The sequence below is a fragment of the Cognatiluteimonas lumbrici genome (assembly GCF_006476065.1).
GTDB lineage: Bacteria > Pseudomonadota > Gammaproteobacteria > Xanthomonadales > Xanthomonadaceae > Cognatiluteimonas > Cognatiluteimonas lumbrici.
In genome coordinates this window covers 478,906-500,558 of record NZ_ML636798.1, presented here as the reverse complement: position 1 = coordinate 500,558, position 21,653 = coordinate 478,906, and the positions used below count along the sequence as shown (strand labels likewise).

Annotated in this window: 22 protein-coding genes; 18 read left to right on the top strand and 4 right to left on the bottom strand. The window is 72.7% G+C overall.

Annotation, left to right across the window (positions count from 1 at the left end; translation table 11 throughout):
- Positions 1-2: 2 nt before the first annotated feature.
- Positions 3-794, top strand: a complete 792-nt coding sequence (locus E4F25_RS02470) for a formylglycine-generating enzyme family protein (protein ID WP_246069708.1) — start codon at positions 3-5, stop codon at positions 792-794.
- Positions 791-1,414, top strand: a complete 624-nt coding sequence (locus tag E4F25_RS02465; RefSeq protein WP_246069707.1) for an SCO family protein — start codon at positions 791-793, stop codon at positions 1,412-1,414. Before E4F25_RS02470 ends, E4F25_RS02465 begins: the two co-directional genes overlap by 4 nt.
- A gap of 20 nt (positions 1,415-1,434) precedes the next feature.
- Here the strand turns inward: E4F25_RS02465 and serS are convergent, their stop codons facing one another.
- The gene (serS, locus tag E4F25_RS02460) at positions 1,435-2,727 is read right to left on the bottom strand and encodes a serine--tRNA ligase (RefSeq protein WP_140910273.1); all 1,293 of its coding nucleotides are present in this window, start codon (positions 2,725-2,727) and stop codon (positions 1,435-1,437) included.
- Between the two features lie 115 nt (positions 2,728-2,842).
- Here serS and E4F25_RS02455 point away from each other — a divergent pair, with 115 nt between their 5' ends.
- Positions 2,843-3,517: an energy transducer TonB gene (locus tag E4F25_RS02455; RefSeq protein WP_140908677.1), complete on the top strand. Its 675-nt coding sequence runs from the start codon at positions 2,843-2,845 to the stop codon at positions 3,515-3,517.
- Here the strand turns inward: E4F25_RS02455 and aroA are convergent.
- The 3 genes from aroA to E4F25_RS02440 are packed head-to-tail and all read right to left on the bottom strand — an operon-like array spanning position 3,501 to position 6,625.
- Complete coding sequence (aroA, locus tag E4F25_RS02450) at positions 3,501-4,817, bottom strand: 3-phosphoshikimate 1-carboxyvinyltransferase (RefSeq protein WP_140908676.1); 1,317 nt, start codon at positions 4,815-4,817, stop codon at positions 3,501-3,503. The genes E4F25_RS02455 and aroA overlap by 17 nt on opposite strands.
- On the bottom strand, positions 4,810-5,892 hold the full coding sequence (gene serC, locus E4F25_RS02445; protein WP_140908675.1) for a 3-phosphoserine/phosphohydroxythreonine transaminase: 1,083 nt from the start codon (positions 5,890-5,892) through the stop codon (positions 4,810-4,812). The genes aroA and serC overlap by 8 nt, the downstream gene beginning before the upstream one ends.
- A gap of 10 nt (positions 5,893-5,902) precedes the next feature.
- A complete protein-coding gene (locus E4F25_RS02440; protein ID WP_246069705.1) occupies positions 5,903-6,625 on the bottom strand; it encodes an FHA domain-containing protein in 723 nt (240 codons plus the stop codon).
- Between the two features lie 22 nt (positions 6,626-6,647).
- On the opposite strand from E4F25_RS02440, the gene E4F25_RS02435 reads away from it, so the two are divergent.
- The 15 genes from E4F25_RS02435 to E4F25_RS02365 form a co-directional block, all read left to right on the top strand.
- A complete protein-coding gene (locus E4F25_RS02435) occupies positions 6,648-6,920 on the top strand; it encodes a polyhydroxyalkanoic acid system family protein (RefSeq protein ID WP_140908674.1) in 273 nt (90 codons plus the stop codon).
- Positions 6,921-6,993: 73 nt separating this feature from the next.
- Positions 6,994-7,968, top strand: coding sequence for a restriction endonuclease (locus E4F25_RS02430; protein WP_140908673.1), 975 nt, complete (start codon positions 6,994-6,996; stop codon positions 7,966-7,968).
- Between the two features lie 16 nt (positions 7,969-7,984).
- Entirely contained in the window at positions 7,985-8,770 is a 786-nt protein-coding gene (locus tag E4F25_RS02425) for an SDR family oxidoreductase (RefSeq protein ID WP_140908672.1), read from the top strand.
- Positions 8,771-8,792: 22 nt separating this feature from the next.
- Entirely contained in the window at positions 8,793-10,220 is a 1,428-nt protein-coding gene (locus E4F25_RS02420; RefSeq protein WP_140908671.1) for an aldehyde dehydrogenase, read from the top strand.
- 19 nt (positions 10,221-10,239) lie between these two features.
- The gene (gene can, locus E4F25_RS02415; RefSeq protein ID WP_140908670.1) at positions 10,240-10,905 is read left to right on the top strand and encodes a carbonate dehydratase; all 666 of its coding nucleotides are present in this window, start codon (positions 10,240-10,242) and stop codon (positions 10,903-10,905) included.
- Entirely contained in the window at positions 10,902-11,294 is a 393-nt protein-coding gene (locus tag E4F25_RS02410; RefSeq protein ID WP_140908669.1) for a RidA family protein, read from the top strand. The genes can and E4F25_RS02410 overlap by 4 nt, the downstream gene beginning before the upstream one ends.
- A 41-nt stretch (positions 11,295-11,335) precedes the next feature.
- The gene (locus E4F25_RS02405) at positions 11,336-11,869 is read left to right on the top strand and encodes a 3-hydroxyanthranilate 3,4-dioxygenase (protein ID WP_140908668.1); all 534 of its coding nucleotides are present in this window, start codon (positions 11,336-11,338) and stop codon (positions 11,867-11,869) included.
- 10 nt (positions 11,870-11,879) lie between these two features.
- Positions 11,880-12,905, top strand: coding sequence for an amidohydrolase family protein (locus E4F25_RS02400; protein WP_140908667.1), 1,026 nt, complete (start codon positions 11,880-11,882; stop codon positions 12,903-12,905).
- 58 nt (positions 12,906-12,963) lie between these two features.
- Entirely contained in the window at positions 12,964-14,244 is a 1,281-nt protein-coding gene (gene kynU, locus E4F25_RS02395) for a kynureninase (protein WP_140908666.1), read from the top strand.
- Positions 14,241-15,617 carry an FAD-dependent oxidoreductase gene (locus E4F25_RS02390; RefSeq protein WP_246069703.1) on the top strand — a complete coding sequence of 459 codons (1,377 nt, stop codon included), beginning with the start codon at positions 14,241-14,243 and terminating at the stop codon, positions 15,615-15,617. Before kynU ends, E4F25_RS02390 begins: the two co-directional genes overlap by 4 nt.
- Positions 15,614-17,047 carry an exodeoxyribonuclease I gene (sbcB, locus tag E4F25_RS02385; protein WP_140908665.1) on the top strand — a complete coding sequence of 478 codons (1,434 nt, stop codon included), beginning with the start codon at positions 15,614-15,616 and terminating at the stop codon, positions 17,045-17,047. The genes E4F25_RS02390 and sbcB overlap by 4 nt, the downstream gene beginning before the upstream one ends.
- Positions 17,048-17,142: 95 nt before the next feature.
- Entirely contained in the window at positions 17,143-17,829 is a 687-nt protein-coding gene (locus tag E4F25_RS02380) for a DUF2461 domain-containing protein (protein ID WP_140908664.1), read from the top strand.
- 1 nt (position 17,830) lies between these two features.
- Positions 17,831-18,361 (top strand): DUF2939 domain-containing protein, encoded by a 531-nt coding sequence (locus E4F25_RS02375; protein ID WP_140908663.1) that lies wholly within the window; start codon positions 17,831-17,833, stop codon positions 18,359-18,361.
- 64 nt (positions 18,362-18,425) lie between these two features.
- Positions 18,426-19,517, top strand: a complete 1,092-nt coding sequence (locus tag E4F25_RS02370; RefSeq protein WP_140908662.1) for a glycosyltransferase family 4 protein — start codon at positions 18,426-18,428, stop codon at positions 19,515-19,517.
- 19 nt (positions 19,518-19,536) lie between these two features.
- Positions 19,537-21,653 (top strand): amylo-alpha-1,6-glucosidase (locus E4F25_RS02365; RefSeq protein WP_140910270.1); only part of this gene is annotated, 2,117 nt, incomplete at its 3' end.

Here is a 21,653-nt window from a genome sequence, read left to right as displayed (position 1 = left end):
CCATGGCCCTGCCCCGCGCCATGCGCCGCAGCCTCGCCATCCTGTTCGTCGCCCTGCCCGTCGCCGCGTTCGCGGCGGCGGGCAATGGCTGGGTGCAGGTCCCCGGCGGCAGCTTCGAGTCGGCGATCGACTTCGAGGACGTGGACACGCTGCGGGTCGCGCCGTTCGAACTGCAACGCCGGCCGGTGACCAACGCCGAGTTCCTGGCCTTCGTGCAGGCGCGTCCGGAATGGCGCCGCGACCGCGTGGCGAGCGTGCTCGCCGACGGGCGCTACCTGCAGCACTGGCCGGAGGCGACCGCGCTGGAATCCGACGCGCAGGGCCGGCAGCCGGTGGTCAACGTGAGCTGGTTCGCGGCGCAGGCCTATTGCGAGGCCCAAGGGGCGCGCCTGCCGACGTGGGCGGAGTGGGAATACGTGGCCGCCGCCGACGAAACCCGTCGCGACGCACGCCGCGACCCGGCCTGGCGCGAGCGCATCCTCGCGTGGTACTCCGAGCCGACGCGCAAGGTGCTGCCGCGCGCCGGCCTGCAGGCTCCCAATGCCTACGGCGTGCAGGACATCCACGGCCTGGTCTGGGAGTGGACCGAGGACTTCTCCTCGCTGCTGATGGATCCCGAGTCGCGCAACCAGGGCGATCCCGGCAAGGCGAAGTTCTGCGGGGCCGGGGCGTTGTCCATCGACGACCGCGACAACTACGCGGTACTCATGCGGGTGGCGATGCTGTCCTCGCTGGCCGCGAACGACACCACCACCAGCATGGGATTCCGCTGCGCGAGGAGCCGGCAACCGTGAACGTGAAGCCTTTCCGTCCCCTGCCGCTGGCACTGGCGGCGGCCCTGGCCTGCGTGCCGTTCGCGGCGCTGGCGCAGTCCGGCACGATGCCCGGGGTCGAGTCCTCGGTGTCCACGCGCGCGGCGGAACTGCCGCGCGATTCGGTCTACCAGTTGCCGCTGCGCCTGACCGACCAGCATGGCAGGACGCTGCAGTGGCAGTCGCGGCGCGGCAAGCCGCAACTGGTGTCCATGTTCTACGCCTCCTGCCGCTACATCTGCCCGCTGATCATCGAGGGCGGCAAGGCGGTGGAACGCGCGCTCACGCCGGCGCAGCGCGAACGGCTGGGTGTGATGCTGATCAGCATGGATCCGGAACGCGACACGCCGCAGGCCCTGGCCGCGCTGGCGGAGGAACGCCGGGTCGATCCGCGCTGGGTGCTGGCCGCGCCGGCGCCGGGCGACGTGCGCAGCGTCGCGGGCGTGCTCGACGTGCGCTACCGCCAGCTCTCCGACGGTGAGTTCAACCACACCAGCGCGCTGATCCTGCTCGATGCCGAGGGGCGCATCGTCGCGCGCACCGAGAAGATCGGCACCCGCCCCGATCCGGAGTTCGTGACCGCGGTGCAGGCCCTCCTGTAGTCGCGGCGCGAGCGCCGCTCCTACACGATCCGGTCGATGCCGCCCATGTACGGGCGCAGTGCCTCGGGCACCGTGATCGAGCCGTCCGCCTCCTGGTAGTTCTCCATCACCGCGATCAACGCGCGGCCGACGGCCACGCCGGAGCCGTTGAGCGTGTGCACCGGCTCCGGCTTGCCGCCCTCCGGGTTGCGCCAGCGCGCCTGCATGCGCCGCGCCTGGAAGTCGCCGCAGTTCGAGCACGAAGAGATCTCGCGGTAGGCCTCCTGCGACGGCAGCCACACCTCCAGGTCGTAGGTCTTGCGCGCGGAGAAGCCCATGTCGCCGGTGCACAGCAGCACCTTGCGGTACGGCAGGCCGAGCTTCTCGAGCACCACCTCCGCGCAGCGGGTCATGCGCTCGTGCTCGGCGTCGCTGTCGCCGGGCGCGGTCACCGACACCAGCTCCACCTTCTCGAACTGGTGCTGGCGGATCATGCCGCGGGTGTCGCGGCCGTGGCTGCCGGCCTCGGCGCGGAAGCACATCGAATGCGCGGTCACGCGCAGCGGCAGCGCCGCCGGCTCGAGGATCTCCTCGCGCACCAGGTTGGTCAGCGGCACTTCCGCGGTCGGCACCAGGTAGCGCTTCGACGCCGCCTCGCCCTCCCCGACCACGGTCGAGAACAGGTCGTCCTCGAACTTGGGCAGCTGGCCAGTGCCGCGCATCGCGTCGGCATTGACCAGCAACGGCACGTTGGCTTCCAGGTAGCCGTGCTCGCCGGTATGCAGGTCGAGCATGAACTGCGCCAGCGCGCGGTGCAGGCGCGCGATGCCGCCACGCAGCACGGTAAAGCGCGCGCCGGACAGCTTGGCGCCGGCGTCGCCGTCGAGCCAACCGTGGCGCGCGCCGAGCTCGACATGGTCCTTCACCGGGAAGTCGAACGCGCGCGGCGTGCCCCAGCGCGACTGCTCGACGTTCTGCGACTCGTCCGCGCCCTCCGGCACCGACGGATCGGGAAGGTTGGGGATGCCGAGCGCGAGCGCGTCGAGCGCGGCACGGACCTCGGCCAGGCGCGCCTCCGAGGCCTTCAGTTCCTCGCCGAAGCCCGCGACCTCGGCCAGCAGCGGCGCCACGTCCTCGCCGCGCGCCTTGGCCTGGCCGATCGCCTTGCTGCGGGTGTTGCGCAGGTTCTGCAGTTCCTGCGTGCGCACCTGGATGTCCTTGCGCTCCGCCTCCAGCGCTTCCAGCGCGGCAACGTCCAGCGCGAAACCGCGGCTCGCGCGCAGGCGCGCGGCGGTATCGGCGAGGTGGGTGCGGAGGAGCGCGGGATCGAGCATGGCCAGGGTCACGGAGCAGGATGGAAGCTGAATTATCGCGTGTTTATGCCGTGCCTTGCCGCGATGCCGCGCCGGGCCGTGCCAGAATGCGGCCAACACGGAACCGGAACCCGCGATGCCTGCCCCCGCACCCGAGACCGATCCGCCCGCGCGCGCGCCACGGCGCGATCGCCGCGGCCGGCCCGACTGGCTGCCCTCGCGCACCGCCCTGCTGGTCGCCGCGATCGCCTTCGGCGCCGGGCTGCTGCTGTTCGCCGCGCTGTGGCTCGACCAGCGCAACGACAACGATTTCTTCAAGGCCGACGGGGTCCCGCGCAGCATCGAGGGCCAGGTCTTCGAACCCTTGCCCACGCCACTGCCGGCCGGCGGCGAAGGCCGCGTGGCGCGTGGCGGGGAGAGCGAAGACGCGGACGGGCCCGGCCCGGGCGAAGCCCGCGATTTGCCGCCTCCCCCGCCCGCCCCGGTCCCGCCGCCGGTCGCGCCCGCGCCCGTCCCGGCCCCTCCGCCGCTGGCCGACGCCAGCCTGCCGCGGCCGGTGGACGCGCCGCCCCCGCGCTACCCGCGCCGCGCCCAGCGCCGCGGGCAGGAGGGCACCGTGGTGCTGCGCGTGCACGTGGACGCGCGCGGCGTGCCCGGCCAGGTCGACATCGTCGACGGCAGCGGTTCGCGCGACCTCGACCGTGCCGCGCTCGAGGCGGTGCGCCGCTGGCGCTTCGCGCCGGCGGTGCGCGACGGCCGACCGGTGGACGGCACCGTGCAGGTGCCGATCGACTTCACCCTGCAGCGCTGAGCCCGAAGCCGGCGTCGCGCGCCAGCACCTCGAAGCCCGGGAACGAGGTCGCGACGTTGCCGACGTCGCCGATGCGCACGGGGGCGCGCGCGACCTGCCCGGCCACGGCGAAGGCCATGGCGATGCGGTGGTCGGCGTGGCTGTGCACCGTGCCGCCCTGCAGCGTGCCGCCGCGTACCACCGCGCCGTCAGGGGTTTCCTCGACCGCGATGCCCAGCGTGCGCAGGCCGGAAGCCATCGCCGCGATGCGGTCGGATTCCTTCACCCGCAACTCGGCCGCGCCGCGGATCCGGGTGGCGCCGCGGGCAGCCGCTGCCGCGATGCACAGCACCGGGAACTCGTCGATCATGTCCGGCACCACGTCCAGCGGGACGTCCACGCCGTGCAGCGGGGCATGGCGGACGACGATGTCGGCGAGCGGTTCGCCCGCGCGTCCCGGACCGGCGCACGGCACCAGTTCCAGGTCCGCGCCCATCGCGCGCAGCACGCGGAGCAACCCGGTGCGGCGCGGGTGCACGCCCACCTCGCGCAGGCGCAGTTCCGATCCCGGGACCAGGCTGGCGGCGACGATGAAGAACGCAGCCGAGGAGAAGTCCGCCGGCACCTGCAGGTCGGTGGCGACGAGGCGCTGGCCGCCATGCACCGCGGCCCGGCCCGGCGCGCGCGACACCTCGGCGCCGAACGCCGCCAGCATGCGCTCGGTGTAGTCGCGGGTCGGCCGCGGCTCGCGCACCACGGTCTCGCCGTCCGCCCACAGCCCTGCCAGCAGCAGCGCCGACTTCACCTGGGCGCTGGCCACCGGCAAGGCGTGCTCCCTGCCCTGCAACGGCCGGCCGCCATGGATGCGCAGCGGCGCGTGGCCGTCGCTGGCGTCGATGCGCGCGCCCATCGCCTGCAGCGGCTCGATCACGCGACGCATCGGGCGGCGGCCGAGCGAGGCGTCGCCGACCAGTTCGCTGTCGAACGCCTGCGCCGCGAGCAGCCCGGCGAGCAGTCTCATGGCGGTGCCGGCGTTGCCGCAGTCCAGCGCCTCCCGGGCCGCGTGCAGCCCGTGCATGCCGACGCCGTGCACGATGCGCACGCCGTCCTCCGGGATCTCGATGGCCACGCCGAGCTGGCGGAAGATGGCGGCGGTGGCGCGGGTATCCGCGGCCTCCAGGAATCCGTCGATCCGGCTCTCGCCCTCTGCGATCGCGGCCAGCATCACCGCGCGGTGGGAGACCGACTTGTCGCCGGGGATCGCCAGGTCGCCGCGCAGGGCCGTGCCCGGCGTGGCGACCCAGTCGCGCCTGTCAGCCATGGCGACGCGCGAAGTCGGCCATGAACCCGGCCAGCGCCTGCACGCCCGCCTCGGGCATCGCGTTGTACAGGGAAGCGCGCATGCCGCCGAGGGCGCGATGGCCCTTCAGCCCGATCAGGCCGGACGCCTTCGCCTCGGACAGGAACGTGGCGTCGAGCGCGCTGTCGTGCAGCGAGAACGGCACGTTCATGCGCGAACGCGCGGCCGGCGCCACCTGGTTGCGGTAGAAGCCGCCCGAGCCGTCGATGGCGGCATACAGCAGTTCCGCCTTGCGCGCGTTGCGGCGCGCGAACTCGGCGACCCCGCCCTCGCCGAGCATCCACTTCAGCGACAGGCCGAGCAGGTACCAGTTCCAGGTCGGCGGCGTGTTGAGCATCGAGCCCTTGGCCGCGTGCGCGCGCAGGTCGAGGATCTCGGCGCGCGGCTGGCCCTCGCGCTCGAGCAGGTCGCGGCGCACGATCGCGAAGGCGATCCCCGCCGGCCCCAGGTTCTTCTGCGCGCCGCCGTACAGCACCGCGTAGCGCGACACCTCGACCGGTTCCGACGCGATCGAGGAGCTGAAGTCGGCGACCAGCGGCGTGGCGCCGACCTCGGGCACGTCGCGGAACTCGACGCCGTGGATGGTCTCGTTGGCGGTGACGTGGACGTAGGCGGCGTCGTTCGAGAGCCGCCACTCCGACGGCGGCGGGATGTCGCGGAAACCGGTGTCCTCGCTGCTGGCGGCCACGTGCGCCGCCACGCCGTGGCGTGCCTGCTTGAGCGCGGTCTTGCCCCAGTGGCCGGTGATCACGTAGTCCACCGCCTGCCCCGGTGCGGCGAAGTTGAGCGGCAGCAGCGCCTGCATCAGGGTGGCGCCGCCGGTGGTGAACAGCACCGCGTAGTCGGCCGGCACCGACAGCAGCGTGCGCAGGTCGGCCTCGGCTTCCGCCGCCACCTGCATGAACTCCGCGCCACGGTGGCTGAGTTCGGCCACCGAGGCGCCGGTGCCTCGCCAGTCCAGCATTTCGTCCGCCGCCTGGCGCAGGACGGGTTCGGCCAGCGTCGCCGGCCCGGCACTGAAGTTGAATGCGCGCATGACGGGAAGCCTACAGCAGCAACAGCGCGCTGAGCACGGCGGCGATCAGCAACGCCGCGAGCAGCAGCCACGGCAGGCGCAGCGGCGCCGGCGACGCGCGCTTGCCTTCCTGGTCCGCCGCCGCGCGAACGTCCCCGGCGTCGAACGGCAACGGTGCATCGCAAGGGGCTTCCAGCACGAAGCGATCGCGCGCGCCGACCAGCAACTGGTCGCCGGCGTGCAGCTCGGCATCCCGCACCTGCTCGCCGTTGACCAGGTGGTCGCCGCCGGCCAGCGCGCGCAGTACGACGCGGCCGCCTTCGCGGACGATGCGGGCGTGGCGGCCGGCCACCGGCGGGTCGAGGCGGATGTCGGCATCGTCGTCGCTGCCGATCGTGCGTACACGCTCCAGGGTAAAGCCGCGTCCGTGGTGGCGACCCCCGACCGCGCGCAGCAGCCAGCGTGCATCGCCCGCTTCGCCGCCACCGGGCGGCGGCTCGGCAGGCGCCGCCGCGGCGCTGCCGGCCAGCAGGATCGCAGTGCCACCCACGTGGAGGCAGTCGCCCGCGCGCAAGAGGGCCTTGCGGCGCACGGGCCGTCCGTTGACGTGGACGCCCGCGGCGCCGTCGCCGACCAGCAGCCAGCAGCCGCGGCGGTCGACGCGGATGCTCGCGCCGCCGAGGTCGTGCATGCCCTCGCCCAACGGCCGGCCGTCGAGCTGGGTTCCCGGAGCGCGTAATGTGATCCCGTTCACGGGCGCACTCTACAATGCCCGCATGTCCGCGATCGACATCCGCCACGCCCACCGCCTCGCGCCCGCGCAAGCCCGCGCCGCCGTCGAGCAGGCCATCACCACGCTGGGCCAGCGCTACGGCCTGGATTTCCGCTGGGAAGGCGACACGCTGCATTTCGTACGCCCGGGCGTGGACGGCCGCATCGCGCTGCTGCCCGGCGAGGTCCACGTGACCGCCCGCCTGGGCATGCTCCTGTCCGCGATGCGCGGCACCATCCAGTCCGAGCTCGAACGCCTGCTCGCCGAGCGTCTGTAGCGGGCACTGGATCGCGCCCGCTTCGCGCCGCGGCAAGGTATGCTTCGCGCGCTTTCCTACAGGGGATGTCCGGGTGGGTCCAGCCGATTGGATGTGGGTGGTGGCGGTGTTCGTGCTCGCGGGGGCCGGCGCCAGCCTGTATTTGCGGGCGCGACTGCCGCGCGAGGAGCGCGCGGCCGGCATCGCCGCGCTGAGCGCGATGGAGGAGCGCGACTTCATGCACCTGGTGCTGTCGCTGCTGCACCGGCGCGGCTACGAGCGCACCTACGACCAGAAACTGCCGCTGCAGCCGGGCGAGTACCTGCTCGAGCGCGACGGCCAGCGCTGGCTGCTGTCCAGCCACTACAGCCGGGCGTACGCGCCCGGTTCCACGGCGATCGCGGAGTTCGGTAGCCAGCTGCGCCAGCGCGGCATCCAGGGCGGCGTGCTCGCGATCCCCGGGCGCTTCCCGCGCGCGGCGTTCGGGCTCGCCCGCGGCCACCGCGTGCAGCTGATCGACACCGCGCACAACTGGCCCGAACTCGAAGCGCTGCTGGGCGAGGACCAGCTGGAAGCCATCAACGCGCCGGCGCAGGCGCGCATGCGCCGGCAGACGCGCGTGGCCTGGAGCGCCGCGGCGGCGATCGCGCTGGTGCTGGCGGTGGTCGGCCACGACCGCAACCGGCAGGAGGCGCAGGAAGCGACCGTCGCAGCGAGCCCCGCCGCCGCCGCCCCTGGCGCATCCGCCGACCCTGCCACTGCCGGCTCGGCGGCGGCGCAGCCCTCGGCCGTGGACGCGCCGCCCGACGCGACCCTGGCACCGCTCCCGCTGGAGCAGCGCCGGACCGACCTCGCCGAGGCGATCGCCTCGCTCCCGCACGTGCTCGCCACCGAGTGGACCACCGAGTCCACGCTGCGCGTCGACGTGGACGACGACGACTTCGATCCGAAGGAACGGTTGTGCCCGCTGCTCGAGGCAGATCCGGACCTGCGCGCCTCGCGCATCCAGTTGCAGGCGCCCGCGGGCAGCACCCGCCCGGTGCGCTTCCTGCAGTGCCGCCCGTACTGAGGCCTACAATCGGGCCATGGACCTGAACCTCGATGGCCGGCATGCGCTGGTCTGCGGTGCCTCCGAGGGCATCGGCCGCGCGACCGCGCACGAACTCGCCCTGCTCGGCGCGGACGTCACCCTGCTGGCGCGCCGCGCGGAGGTGCTGGCGGAAGCCGCGGCCGCGCTGCCGCGCAAGGACGGGCAGCAGCACGCCTGGATCGCCGCCGACATGGCGCAGCCGAACGCCCTGAAGGCGAAGGCGGACGCACTGGTCGCCGGCCGCCCCGTGCACATCCTGGTCAACAACACCGGCGGACCTCCCGGCGGACCGGCGCATGCCGCCGCCACCGCCGAGTTCGAGGACGCCTTCCGCCGCCACCTGGTGGCCGCGCAACTGCTGCTGCAGGCGGTGCTGCCGGGGATGCGCGCGGCGAACTGGGGCCGCGTCGTCAACGTGGTCTCGACCTCGGTGCGCGAGCCGATCCCCAACCTCGGCGTCTCCAACACCGTGCGCGGCGCGGTCGCCGGCTGGGCCAAGACCCTCTCGCGCGAGCTCGCGCCGCTCGGCATCACCGTCAACAACGTGCTCCCCGGCTTCACCGACACCGGCCGCATCGAACGGCTGGTGCGCGCACGGGCCGAGGCCACGGGCCGGCCGGAGGCCGAGATCGCCGAAGGCATGCGCCAGGCCGTCCCGGCCGGACGCTTCGCGCGGCCCGAGGAAGTCGGCGGCGTCATCGCCTTCCTGTGCTCGCCCGCGGCGGGCTACGTCAACGGCGTCAGCCTGGCCGTGGACGGCGGCCGGATGCAGTCGGTCTGACCCGCGGGGGTAAACTGCCCCGATGCGATTGACGCACTGGATCGACGGCGGGCCGCGCGATCCCGCCAGCGGCGGGTGGATCGAGGTCTTCGACCCGGCAAGCGGCCAGCCCTTCGCCGAGGTGGCGCGCGGCAACCGCGCCGACGTCGAGGCCGCCGTGTCCGCCGCCCGCGCCGCCTTCCCCGCCTGGTCGGCGCTGCCCAACGACGTCCGCGCCGGCTGGCTGGAGAAGCTGGCCGCCGCGCTCGAGGCGCGCCTCGAGGACTTCGCCCGGGCGGAGTCGCGCGACGGCGGCAAGCCGCTGAAGCTGGCCCGCGACGCCGAAATCCCGCGCGCGGTCAGCAACCTGCGTTTCTTCGCGCAGGCCGCCACCCAGTTCGCCAGCGAGTCGCACCACGGCCAGGCCGGGCTCAACTACACCCTCCGCCAGCCGCTGGGCGTGGTCGCGACGATCTCGCCGTGGAACCTGCCGCTGTACCTTTTCACCTGGAAGATCGCCCCCGCCCTGGCCGCTGGCAACACGGTGGTGGCGAAGCCCTCGGAGGTGACGCCGCTGACCGCGACGATGCTGGGCGAGCTGGCCGGGGAGATCGGTTTCCCGAAGGGCGTGCTCAACATCGTGCACGGCCTGGGGCCGGAGGTGGGCGAACCGCTGGTCGCCCATCCGGAGGTGCGAGCCGTCTCCTTCACCGGCAGCACCGCGGTGGGCCGCCGCATCGCCGGCATCGCCGCGCCGCTGCTCAAGAAGGTGTCGCTCGAGCTGGGCGGCAAGAATCCCACGGTGGTGTTCTCGGACAGCGACTGGCAGGCGCAACTGCCGACCATCGCCCGCTCCGTGTTCCAAAACTCCGGGCAGATCTGCCTGTGCGGTTCGCGGCTGCTGGTGGAACGAAGTATTTACGACGTCTTCCGCGATGCGCTGGTGGCGCACGCGCGCAAGTTGAAGGTCGGCGATCCGGGCGATCCCGCCACCGACCTCGGACCGCTGGTTTCGCAGGCGCACTTCGACAAGGTGACCCGCGCCATCGCCCGCGCCCGCGAGGAAGGCGGCACGCTGCTGTGCGGCGGCGAGGCGCTCGACCGCCCGGGCTGGTTCGTGCAGCCGACCCTTTTCGAGGGCCTTGGCCCGGACTGCGACAGCAACCGCGAGGAGATCTTCGGGCCGGTGGCCACGCTGCAGCCGTTCGACGACGACGACCACGCGCTGGCGCTCGCCAACGCCTGCGACTACGGCCTGTCCGCAAGCGTCTGGACCCGCGACCTCGACCGCGCCCACCGCTTCGGCGCGGAACTGCGCGCCGGCATCGTCTGGATCAACACCTGGCTGCTGCGCGACCTGCGCACGCCGTTCGGCGGCACGGGCCAGTCCGGCCTCGGCCGCGAGGGAGGAAGCGAAGCGATGCGCTTCTTCACCGAGCCGCGCAACGTCTGCATCGCCCTGCCCCGATGACACCCGAGGATCCCGCCGCATGAGGAACGAACTGGCCGCGCTGCTGCGCAACAACCGCAGCTGGGCCGAGCGCATCGAGCGCGAGGATCCCGGCTTCTTCGAGCGGCTGTCCCGGCAACAGGCGCCGGCCTACCTGTGGATCGGCTGCTCGGACTCGCGGGTCCCGGCCAACCAGGTCATCGACCTCGCGCCCGGCGAGGTCTTCGTCCACCGCAACATCGCCAACGTGATGGTGCACACCGACCTCAACTGCATGTCGGTCATCCAGTTCGCGGTGGACGTGCTCAAGGTCCGCCACATCCTCGTCGTCGGGCACTACGGCTGCGGCGGCGTCGGCGCGGCCCTGCACGGCAAGCGCGTCGGCCTGGCCGACAACTGGATCCGGCACGTGGGCGACGTCGCGCAGAAGCACGCCGCGCTGATCGAGCGCGTCCCCGGGGACCGCCGCCACGACGTGCTGTGCGAGCTCAACGCGATCGAGCAGGCCGAAAACGTGTGCCTGACCACGGTGATCCGCGACGCCTGGGCGCGCGGGCAGCAGCTGATGGTGCACGGCTGGGTCTACAGCCTGGCCGACGGTCGCGTGCGCGAACTCGGCATGGACGTGGATTCCCCCGCGGCGCTGCAGTCGGTCTACGACGGCGCCATCGCCAGCGTGCGCGAGCGCTACGGAGCCGGGGCATGAGTGGCGGCGGCATCCAGGCCGGCAACGCGCCGAAGGCGGTGGGCAGCTACCCGCACGCGCGCCGGGTCGGCAACCTGCTGTTCCTCTCCGGCATCGGCCCGCGCACGCCCGGCACCGACGCGATCCCGGACGGCATCGAGGCGCAGTCGCGCGCGGTGCTCGCCAACGTGCGCGCGGTCCTCGAGGCCAGCGGCGCGCGCTGGGAGGACCTGGTGGACGTCACCGTGTTCCTCACCGACATGGCGCGCGACTTCAGCGGCTGGAACGCAGTCTGGGCCGAGCACTTCCCCGACCCCGCCAGCGCGCCCTGCCGCACCACCGTCGGCATCACCGCGCTGCCCACCCCGATCTCGGTCGAACTCAAGTGCATCGCCGCCCTGCCAGAATGACACTGTAGGAGCGGCGCTAGCGCCGCGACCAAGGAGGCCAAATGCCACTCCCCAACCCGATCAACCTGCAAGCCTGGATCGAGGAGCACCGCAACCTGCTCAAGCCGCCGGTCGGCAACAAGGTCGTGCACGACGGCGACTTCATCGTGATGGTGGTCGGCGGCCCCAACCAGCGCACCGATTACCACTGGGACGAAGGCCCGGAGTGGTTCCACCAGCTCGAGGGCGAGATGGTGTTGCGCATCCAGGAAGACGGCAGCGTTCGCGACATCCCGATCCGCGCCGGCGAGAGCTTCCTGCTGCCGCCGCGGGTGCCGCATTCGCCTCAGCGCATGCCCGACTCGATCGGGCTGGTGATCGAGCGCAAGCGACTGGCGCACGAGAAGGACGGCCTGCTCTGGTTCTGCGAACGGTGCAACGCCCGCCTGTACGAGGAGTACTTCCACCTCGAAGACATCGAGACCGACTTCCCGCCCGTGTTCGACCGCTTCTATTCCTCGAAGGAACACCGCACCTGCAAGGCCTGCGGCCACCTGAACCCGGCGCCGGCGAAGTACACGATGCCGGACACCTGAGGAACGGCCCTTGCTGAAGATCGACATCCACGCCCACTACCTGCCGCGCGACTGGCCGGACCTGGCCAGGAAGTACGGCGACAACCGCTTCCCGGTGATCCACCACGGCGACGACGGCCGCCACCGGATCTACCGCGACGGCAAGTTCTTCCGCGAGATCTGGCCCAAGACCTGGGACCCGCGGCAGCGCATCGACGACTACGCGCGCTTCGGGGTGCAGGTGCAGGTGATCAGCACCGTGCCGGTGATGTTCAGCTACTGGGCCAAGCCGAACCAGGCGTTGGAGCTGCATGCCGCGCTCAACGACCACATGGCCGGGACCGTGCGCGACTTCCCGCGCCACTACGCCGGCATCGGCACGGTGCCGCTGCAGTCGCCGCGGCTGGCGGTGCAGGAGCTCGAGCGCTGCATGGACCAGCTCGGGCTGCAGGGCGTGCAGATCGGCAGCCACGTGCCGCTGCCCGACGGCGGCCACTGGAACCTGGACGCGCCGGAGCTGTTCCCGTTCTTCGAGGCCGCCGCAGAACTGGGCGCCGCGATCCTGGTGCACCCCTGGGACATGATGGGCACCGACACCATGCCCAAGTACTGGATGCCGTGGCTGGTGGGGATGCCCGCCGAGCAGTCGCGCGCGGCCTGCTGCCTGGTGTTCGGCGGCGTGCTGGAGCGGCTGCCGAAGCTCAAGGTGTGCCTGGCCCACGGCGGCGGCAGCTTCCCCTACACCATCGGCCGCATCGAGCACGGCTTCAACATGCGCCCGGACCTGGTCGCCACCGACAACTTCCGCAACCCGCGCGAGTACCTCAAGCGCCTGTACTTCGATTCCTGGGTCGCCGACGACCGCGCCCTGCGCTACCTACTGGAGGCCTGCGGCGCGGACCGGGTGATGCTGGGCACCGACTACCCGTTCCCGCTCGGCGAGCAGACGCCGGGGGCGGGGATCGAGGCGATGGCGCTGTCCAGCGACGATCGCGCGCGGCTGTACCACGGCACCGCGCTGGAATGGCTCGGGCTGCCGGAGAGTCGCTTCCTGTAGGAACGGCCCTTGGCCGCGATCGCGCGCAAGGCGCGCTCCCACACACATTGACCCGATCATGACCGAGCCGTTCTCCGACCAGCACGCCGCCGCACTCGACGCCGCCGACCCGCTGTCCGCGCTGCGCGCCGAGTTCCACCTGCCGCGCCATGGCGACGGCGAGCAGGCCTACTTCGTCGGCAACTCGCTGGGCCTGCAGCCGAAGGGCGCGCGGGCGATGGTCGACGAGGTCATGGACAAGTGGGCGCGCGACGCGGTCGAGGGCCACTTCCTCGACCCGGCGCCGTGGATGCCCTACCACGAGCTGGTGCGCAATGGCCTGGCCGAGGTGGTGGGAGCAGAGCCCGCCGAGGTGGTGGCGATGAACTCCCTGACCGCCAACCTGCACCTGATGCTGGTCAGCTTCTACCGCCCGACCCGCGAGCGCCCCGCGATCCTGATGGAGGCCGGCGCGTTTCCCTCGGACCGCCACGCGCTGGAATCGCAGGTGCGATTCCACGGCTTCGATCCGGGCACCGACTTGATCGAGCTCGAGCCGGACGAGCCTGACGGCACCTTCTCGATGGAGGCCATCGAGCGCGCGATCGCCACCCACGGCAAGCGCCTGGCGCTGGTGTTATGGCCAGGGGTGCAGTACCGCACCGGCCAGGCCTTCGACCTCGAGGCGATCACCCGCCTCGGCCATGCCGCCGGAGCGGTGGTCGGCTTCGACCTCGCCCACGCCGCCGGCAACCTGCCGTTGCAACTGCACGCGCACGGCCCCGACTTCGCGGTCTGGTGCCATTACAAGTACATGAATTCCGGGCCGGGCGCGGTCGGCGGCTGCTTCGTGCACGCTCGCCATGCGCGCACCACCCGCCCGCGCTTCGCCGGCTGGTGGGGCCACGACCAGGCCAGCCGCTTCCGCATGGGGCCGGAGTTCGCGCCGACGCCCGGGGCCGACGGCTGGCAGCTCAGCAACCCGCAGATCCTGTCGCTGGCGCCGCTGCGCGCCTCGCTCGAGCTGTTCGCGCGCGCCGGCGGCATGGGCGCATTGCGTGCGCGCTCGGTGCGCCTGACCGGCTACCTCGAAGCGCTGATCCGCGAGCGCCTGGCCGACACGCTGCAGGTGGTCACGCCGCGCGAACCCGAGCGGCGCGGCGCACAGCTGTCCTTGCGCGTGGCCGGCGGTCGCGAGCGCGGCCGCGCCCTGTTCGAACACCTCGCGCGGCACGGCGTGCTCGGCGACTGGCGCGAACCCGACGTGATCCGCATCTCGCCGGCGCCGCTGTACAACAGCCACGCCGACATCCTGCGCTTCGCGCGCGCCGTCGACGCCTGGCGCGGAGGCGGCGCGTGAGCACGCCGCGGCAGGCCAGCATCGTCGGCGCCGGCCTGGCCGGCGCGCTGCTGGCGATCCTGCTGGCCCGGCGCGGCTGGGAGGTGGACGTCTACGAGCGGCGCGGCGACCCGCGCCTGCACGGCTACGCCGGCGGACGCTCGATCAACCTCGCGCTGGCCGAACGCGGCCTGCACGCGCTGCGCCAGGCCGAGGCCGACCGCCCGGTGCTCGAGCGCGCGGTGATGATGCGCGGGCGCATGGTGCATCCGCTCGGCGGCACCCCGCAGCTGCAACGCTACGGTCGCGACGACAGCGAGGTGATCTGGTCGGTCAGCCGCGGCGAGCTCAACATCAGCCTGATCGAGTGCGCCGAGGCGGCGGGCGCGCGCCTGCACTTCGACCACGGACTGGTGTCGGTGGACTTCGAGCGCAAGCGCGCCACCTACCGCGGCGACGGCCAGGTCCACGAACGCCCGTTCGCCTGCCTGCTCGGCTGCGACGGCGCCGGCTCCACGCTGCGCGCGCAGATGGCGAAATGGGTTGACCTCGGCGAACGCACCGAATGGCTCGGCCACGGCTACAAGGAGCTGGAGATCCCGCCCGCGCGCGACGGCGGCTTCCGGATCGAGCCCAACGCGCTGCACATCTGGCCGCGCGGCCGCTACATGTGCATCGCCCTGCCCAACGACGAGCGCAACTTCACCGTGACCCTGTTCATGGCCCTGCACGACGAGGGCCACGGCGACCCCAACTTCGATGCGGTGGACTCCGCCGCCGACGCGATCGCGCTGTTCGAGCGCGACTTCCCGGATGCGCTGCCGCTGATCCCCGAACTGGCGCGACTGTACGAGACCAATCCGGTCGGCAGCCTGGGCACCCTCTACCTGGACCGCTGGCACCTCGGCGGCGACGCCGTCCTGCTCGGCGACGCCGCGCATGCCATGGTCCCGTTCCACGGCCAGGGCATGAACTGCGCGTTCGAGGACTGCGTGGCCCTGGCCGGGCACATGGACGCGGCGCCCGACCTGGCGACGGCCTTCGCCGCCTTCGAGCGCGAGCGCATGCCCGACGCGCTGGCGATCCAGCGCATGGCGCTCGACAACTACATCGAGATGCGCGACCTGGTGGACGACCCGGACTTCCTGCTGCAACGCGAACTCGAACTTGCGCTGCAGCAGCGGCACCCGACGCGCTTCGTGCCGCACTACAGCATGGTCACCTTCATGCGCATCCCGTACTCGCTGGCGCTCGAGCGCAGCGAAGTGCAACGCGGCATCCTGGTCGAGGCGACGCGCGGGCTGGACTCGCTCGACGGAGTGGACTGGGCCGCGGCCGATGCGATGGTGGAGGCAAGATTGCCGCCGATCGCCGCCGTGGCGGCTCCCACATGAGCGCGAGCTTCCTGTTCTACGACCTGGAGACCTTCGGCAGCGATCCGCGCCTGTCGCGCATCGCGCAGTTCGCGGCGATCCGCACCGACGAGTCGCTGCGCCAGGTCGAGGAGCCGGTCGAGTTCCTGGTGCAGCCGGCCGACGACCTGCTGCCCTCCCCCGGCGCCACCCTGGTGACCGGCATCACCCCGCAGCGCGCCCTCGCCGAGGGCGTGAACGAGGCCGCCGCATTCGCGCGCATCTTCGAGGAGATGGCCCGCCCGAAGACCTGCACGCTGGGCTACAACTCGCTGCGCTTCGACGACGAGTTCGTGCGCTGCGGCCTGTTCCGCAGCTTCTACGATCCCTACGAGCGCGAGTGGAAAGCCGGCAACTGCCGCTGGGACCTGCTCGACGTGATGCGGCTGGCGCACGCGCTGCGCCCCGAAGGCATCGCCTGGCCCAAGCGCGAGGACGGCGCGACCTCGTTCCGGCTCGAGCACCTGGCCGAGGCCAACGGCGTGCGCGAAGGCCAGGCCCACGAGGCGCTGTCGGACGTGCGCGCGCTGATCGGCCTCGCGCGACGCCTGCGCGAGGCCCAGCCGCGGCTGTGGGAGTATGCGCTCAGCCTGCGCGACAAGCGCCGCGCCGCGCAGCTGCTCGACCCGATCGCGATGCAGCCCGCGCTGCACGTGTCGCAGCGCTACCCGGCCGCCCGCCTGTGCGCCGCGGCGGTGCTGCCCGTCGCCAGGCATCCCGCGATCGACAGCCGCATGCTGGTGTTCGACCTCGACGGCGACCCGGAACTGCTGCTGGGGCTCGACGCCGAGACCATCGCCTCGCGCCTGTACGTGCGCCGCGAGGAGCTGGCCGAGGGCGAGGAGCGCGTCCCGCTGAAGGAAGTGCACCTCAACCGCTGCCCGGCGCTGGTGGCCTGGAACCACCTGCGCGAGGCCGACTTCGAGCGCCTGGGCATCGACCGCGCGCTGGCCGAGGCACGCGCGGAGCGCTTGCGCGGCGTCGCCGCGGAGGTCGCCGAGAAGGTCCGCCGCGTGTTCGCCCTGCAGGCGCCGCGCCCGCCCGGCGACGCCGACGCCTCGCTGTACGACGGCTTCCTTCCGGACGGCGACCGCCAGCGCTGCGCGATGGTGCGGGCCACGCCGCCGCAGGCGCTCGCCCAGCGCGAGTTCGGCTTCGAGGACCCGCGCCTGCGCGAGCTGCTGTTCCGGTACCGCGCGCGCAACTGGCCGGTCACCCTGTCGGTCGAGGAGCGTGCGCGCTGGGACGCCTGGCGCCGCGAGCGCCTGCGCCCCGGGAGCGGGCTGGCCGACCCCGACCTCGGTGCGTTCGAGGCCGAGTTGACAGCGCTGCGCGCCGCGCATGCCGGCGACCCGGCGAAGCTCGCGCTGCTCGACGCGCTCGAGGACTGGAAGGCCGGCCTGGGCCTGTAAAAACCCCGTGGGAGCCGCCATGGCGGCGAGCTCTTCCCGGATGGCGCGGCAATCGGGGAAAGGCTCGCCGCCATGGCGGCTCCTACAATATGGCCATGGCTGCGTATTTCTCGGACAGGTCCTTCCGCTTCCTGCGCGCGCTCGCGCGCCACAACGAACGCGCCTGGTTCCACGCCCACAAGGCGGACTACGAGGCGCATGTGCGCGCGCCGTTCCAGCGGCTGCTCGGCGACCTGCAGCCGGCGCTGGCCGCGATCAGCCTGCACTACCGCGCCGACCCGCGCCCGGTCGGCGGCTCGCTGTTCCGGATCCAGCGCGACACCCGCTACGCCAACGACAAGTCGCCGTACAAGTCCTGGCAGGGCGCGCGCCTGTTCCACCACCGCCGCCGCGAGGTGGCCGCACCCTCGTTCTACATCCACCTCGAACCGGGCGCGAGCTTCGTCGGCGCCGGACTCTGGCACCCCGAAACGCACACGCAGCGGCGGGTGCGCCAGTTCATCTTCGACAACCCCGGGGCCTGGAAAGCGGCCGCGCACGCGCCGGCCTTCGCGCGCCGCTACGCGCACGGCGACAGCGACATGCTGGTGCGCCCGCCGCACGGCTTCCCGCGCGACTTCGCCTTCATCGACGACCTGCGCCGGCGCAACTTCGTCGCCACCCGGCCGCTGCCCGACGCCACCATGGCCGGGCCGCGCCTGCGCGCCACGCTGGAACGCGACCTGGCGGCGCTGGCGCCGCTCGTGGACTATCTGTGCGCCGCCCTGGACCTGGAGTTCTGAGATGAAGAAGGCCGGATGGTTGCTGGCCGTCGCATTGCTCGTCCTGCTCGGCTGGGTCGCGGCGGGCCCGTGGCTGGCCGTGCACGCGATCAAGGACGCACTGCGCAACCAGGACGCCGGGGCGCTCGCCACGCACGTCGACTTCCCGGCCCTGCGCGCGAGCCTCAAGCACCAGCTCGCCGACCGCCTGGTCCGCGATGCCGGCGCCGAAATGCAGTCGAGCGTGCTCGGCGCGGTCGGGCTGCGCATGGCCACCGGCGCGACCAGCCTCGCGGTGGACGCGACGGTCAACCCTGCCGGGCTCGCCGCGCTGATGGAAGGCCGCGCCATCTGGCGCCAGGTCGGCGACGACTTCGCCCCGCCCGCGCCGGGCGACACCGGACGCGAGCCGCTGCGCGACGCCCGCTACCGCTACCTGTCGCCGTCCCGGTTCAGCATCACGGTCCAGGACGCCTCCGGCGCTCCGCTGGCGTTCATCCTCACCCGCCAGGGCCTGCGCTGGCGGCTCACGGACGTACGCCTGCCGCGCTGACACCACTTGGCTTACACGCGCGCGTCCCTATCTTGGCGGCACCCCCCGCCGGAGCCCGCACGCCATGAGGATCGCCCAGGTCGCGCCACTGTACGAAGCCGTCCCCCCGCGGCTCTACGGCGGCACCGAGCGCGTCGTCGCCCACCTCACCGATGCACTCGTGGACCTCGGGCACGAGGTGACGCTGTTCGCCGCCGCGGACGCGCGCACCGATGCCAGGCTGGTCGCGGTGCGCGACCAGCCGATCCGGCTGGACCCGGCGTCGCTGAAGTCCGACCTCGCCGCGCACCTGTCGCTGCTGCACGAGGTGCGCCGGCGCGCACGCGAGTTCGACGTCATCCACTTCCACGTGGACATGCTGCACTTCCCGATGTTCGAGGACTGCGCCGCGCACACCCTGACCACCCTGCACGGGCGCCTCGACCTCAAGGACCTGGCCGAGACCTACCGGCGCTGGCCGCACTACCCGCTGGTGTCGATCTCCGACCACCAGCGCCATCCGCTGCGCTTCGCCAACTGGCTCGGCACCGTTTACCACGGCATGCCGCGGCGGCTGTACCCGTTCTCGCCGCAGGCGGACGGCGGCTACCTGGCCTTCCTCGGCCGCATCTCGCCGGAGAAGCGCCCGGACCGCGCGATCGCGATCGCGATCGACGCCGGCATGCCGCTGAAGATCGCGGCCAAGGTCGACAACGCCGACCGCGACTACTTCCACGACGTCATCGAACCGCTGCTCGACCACCCGCTGGTGGAATTCCTCGGCGAGATCGGCGACCGCGAGAAGCCCGCGTTCCTCGGCGGCGCCACTGCACTCCTCTTCCCGATCGACTGGCCGGAACCGTTCGGCCTGGTGATGATCGAGGCCATGGCCTGCGGCACGCCCGTCGTGGCCTGGAGGTGCGGCTCGGTGCCCGAGGTCGTGGACGACGGCGTCAGCGGACGGGTGGTGGATTCGCATGCCGAGGCGGTGGCCGCGGTCGCGGAAGTCGCCGGCTACGACCGCCGCGCGGTGCGCGCCGTGTTCGAGCGCCGCTATTCGGCCGAGGCCATGGCCCGCAGCTACGAGGCGCTGTACGCGCGCCTGCTGCCGGAAACCGCACAGCCGCTGCCGCTGCTGGCGCCGGCCGCCGTGGCGGCAAACCAGCCCATGGCATGAGGATCCGAACCCGCGCGCGATGACCAGCGAGGTGCAACCGGCGGCGACCGCCGCCTCCTTCACCACCCACGTACTCAAGGACGGGGACAGCTTCCTCGTCGCCAACGCCTATGGCGACATCGAGGGCGACAGCGACGGACTGTTCCACGACGACACGCGGCTGCTCTCGCGCGCGACGCTGCGCATCGCCGGCGCGCGCCCGGAGATGCTGAGCGCGACGGTCACCCGCGACAACGTCTTCTTCGTCGCCCACCTCACCAACCAGCCGCTGCCGCCGCTGGGCGTGGACGCGCTGCCGTCCGGCCTGCTGCATATCGCACGCACGCGCTTCCTGAGCGGCAACCGCCTGTACGAGCGCCTGCGCTTCCACAACTACGGGCTCGAACCGGTGCGCGCGCCGCTGCGTTTCGACTACGCCGCCGACTTCCGCGACATGTTCGAGGTGCGCGGCGTCGAGCGCTCCCGCCGCGGCGAGATGCAGCCGGCGCGGGTCGGCACCGACAACCTGGTGTTCGGGTACCGCGGGCTGGACGGCCGCCTGCGCGAATCCGCGGTGGCCTGGTCGCGGGCACCGCTGCGGGTGGACGAACAGGGCGCCGAGTTCCTGCTGGAGCTCGAACCCGGCGCGGCCGACGAACTGTTCATCGAGGTCGGACTGGTCGCGCAGGAAGTGCCGAACCTCGCCCGCTACCGCGATGCGGCCGCGCACGCCCGCCGGCGCATGCGCGCACGCCACCGGCGCGGCGCGCGCGTGCGCAGCGGCGCCCCGCTGTTCGCGGACTGGATGGAACGCTCGCGCGCCGACCTCGCGCTGCTGACCAGCGACCTGCCGACCGGGCCCTACCCGTTCGCCGGCATTCCCTGGTTCTCGACCCCCTTCGGCCGCGACGCGGTGATCACCTCGCTGCAGGTGCTGTGGCTCAACCCGACCCTGGCCCGCGGCGTGCTCGCCTTCCTGGCCGAGCACCAGGCGCACGAGTCCTCGGCGTTCCTCGACGCGGCCCCGGGCAAGATCATGCACGAGACCCGCAAGGGCGAGATGGCGACGCTGCGCGAGCTGCCGTTCGGGCGCTACTACGGCGGCGTCGACACCACCCCGCTGTTCGTGATGCTCGCCGGCGCCTATGCGCGGCGCACCGGCGACCTCGCCTTCATCGAACGACTGTGGCCGGCGCTGCGCGCGGCGACCGCCTGGATCGAACGCACCTGCGACGCCAACCCGCTGGGCTTCCTCGACTACGCGCGCGGCGAGGACAGCGGCCTCGCCAACCAGGGCTGGAAGGACAGCCACGACTCGGTGTTCCACGCCGACGGCAGCTTCCCGCGCGGCCCGATCGCGCTGGTCGAGGTCCAAGGCTACGCGTACGCGGCACTGCAGGCGATGGCGATGCTGGCGCTGCGCCGCGGCGAGCAGGAGGACGCGGCGCGCTGGCAGGCGCGCGCGGGGCACCTGCGCGACGGTGTCGAGCGCCACTTCTGGATGCCCGAACACGGCTTCTACGGGATCGCCCTGGACGGCGAAGGAACGCTGTGCCGCGTGCGCGCGAGCAACCCGGGGCACCTGCTCTATGTCGGGCTGCCTTCGCCGGAGCGCGCCGCGCGCACCGCCGCGCAACTGCTGTCGCCGGCCTTCGCCAGCGGCTGGGGCGTGCGCACGCTGGCCACCGGGGAGGCGCGCTACAACCCGATGTCCTACCACAACGGCTCGGTGTGGCCGCACGACACCGCGCTGTGCGCCGCAGGCATCGCCCGCAGCGGCGACCGCGACGGTGCCCTGCGCCTGCTGCGCGCCATGTTCGAGACCGCCAACCACTTCGGCATGCGCCTGCCGGAACTGTTCTGCGGGTTCCCGCGCAAGCACGGCAACACCCCGGTGTCCTACCCGGTCGCCTGCCTGCCGCAGGCGTGGGCCGCCGGGGCCGCGTTCATGCTGCTGCAGGCCTGCCTCGGCGTTGAGGTGGACGGCTGGGCCGGCGAGGTGCACATCACGCGTCCGCGGCTGCCGGCCGGCGTCGACCGGCTGGTGCTGCGCGACCTGGAGGTCGGTGAGCACCGCATCGACCTGGTGTTCCGGCGCAGCGGCCCGGACGTGCTCGCGATCGCCGACGGCCGCGACGCCGGCCGGGTCCCGCTCCG

Excerpts from the sequence above, each read along its gene's own strand:
- E4F25_RS02380 (WP_140908664.1), top strand. The coding sequence starts at position 17,143 with ATGGCTGCGTATTTCTCGGACAGGTCCTTCCGCTTCCTGCGCGCGCTC.
- serC (WP_140908675.1), bottom strand. The coding sequence starts at position 5,892 with ATGCGCGCATTCAACTTCAGTGCCGGGCCGGCGACGCTGGCCGAACCC.
- serS (WP_140910273.1), bottom strand. The coding sequence starts at position 2,727 with ATGCTCGATCCCGCGCTCCTCCGCACCCACCTCGCCGATACCGCCGCG.
- E4F25_RS02375 (WP_140908663.1), top strand. The coding sequence starts at position 17,831 with ATGAAGAAGGCCGGATGGTTGCTGGCCGTCGCATTGCTCGTCCTGCTC.
- E4F25_RS02425 (WP_140908672.1), top strand. The coding sequence starts at position 7,985 with ATGGACCTGAACCTCGATGGCCGGCATGCGCTGGTCTGCGGTGCCTCC.
- kynU (WP_140908666.1), top strand. The coding sequence starts at position 12,964 with ATGACCGAGCCGTTCTCCGACCAGCACGCCGCCGCACTCGACGCCGCC.
- E4F25_RS02405 (WP_140908668.1), top strand. The coding sequence starts at position 11,336 with ATGCCACTCCCCAACCCGATCAACCTGCAAGCCTGGATCGAGGAGCAC.
- can (WP_140908670.1), top strand. The coding sequence starts at position 10,240 with ATGAGGAACGAACTGGCCGCGCTGCTGCGCAACAACCGCAGCTGGGCC.
- E4F25_RS02435 (WP_140908674.1), top strand. The coding sequence starts at position 6,648 with ATGTCCGCGATCGACATCCGCCACGCCCACCGCCTCGCGCCCGCGCAA.
- E4F25_RS02370 (WP_140908662.1), top strand. The coding sequence starts at position 18,426 with ATGAGGATCGCCCAGGTCGCGCCACTGTACGAAGCCGTCCCCCCGCGG.
- E4F25_RS02455 (WP_140908677.1), top strand. The coding sequence starts at position 2,843 with ATGCCTGCCCCCGCACCCGAGACCGATCCGCCCGCGCGCGCGCCACGG.
- E4F25_RS02470 (WP_246069708.1), top strand. The coding sequence starts at position 3 with ATGGCCCTGCCCCGCGCCATGCGCCGCAGCCTCGCCATCCTGTTCGTC.
- E4F25_RS02420 (WP_140908671.1), top strand. The coding sequence starts at position 8,793 with ATGCGATTGACGCACTGGATCGACGGCGGGCCGCGCGATCCCGCCAGC.
- E4F25_RS02410 (WP_140908669.1), top strand. The coding sequence starts at position 10,902 with ATGAGTGGCGGCGGCATCCAGGCCGGCAACGCGCCGAAGGCGGTGGGC.
- aroA (WP_140908676.1), bottom strand. The coding sequence starts at position 4,817 with ATGGCTGACAGGCGCGACTGGGTCGCCACGCCGGGCACGGCCCTGCGC.
- sbcB (WP_140908665.1), top strand. The coding sequence starts at position 15,614 with ATGAGCGCGAGCTTCCTGTTCTACGACCTGGAGACCTTCGGCAGCGAT.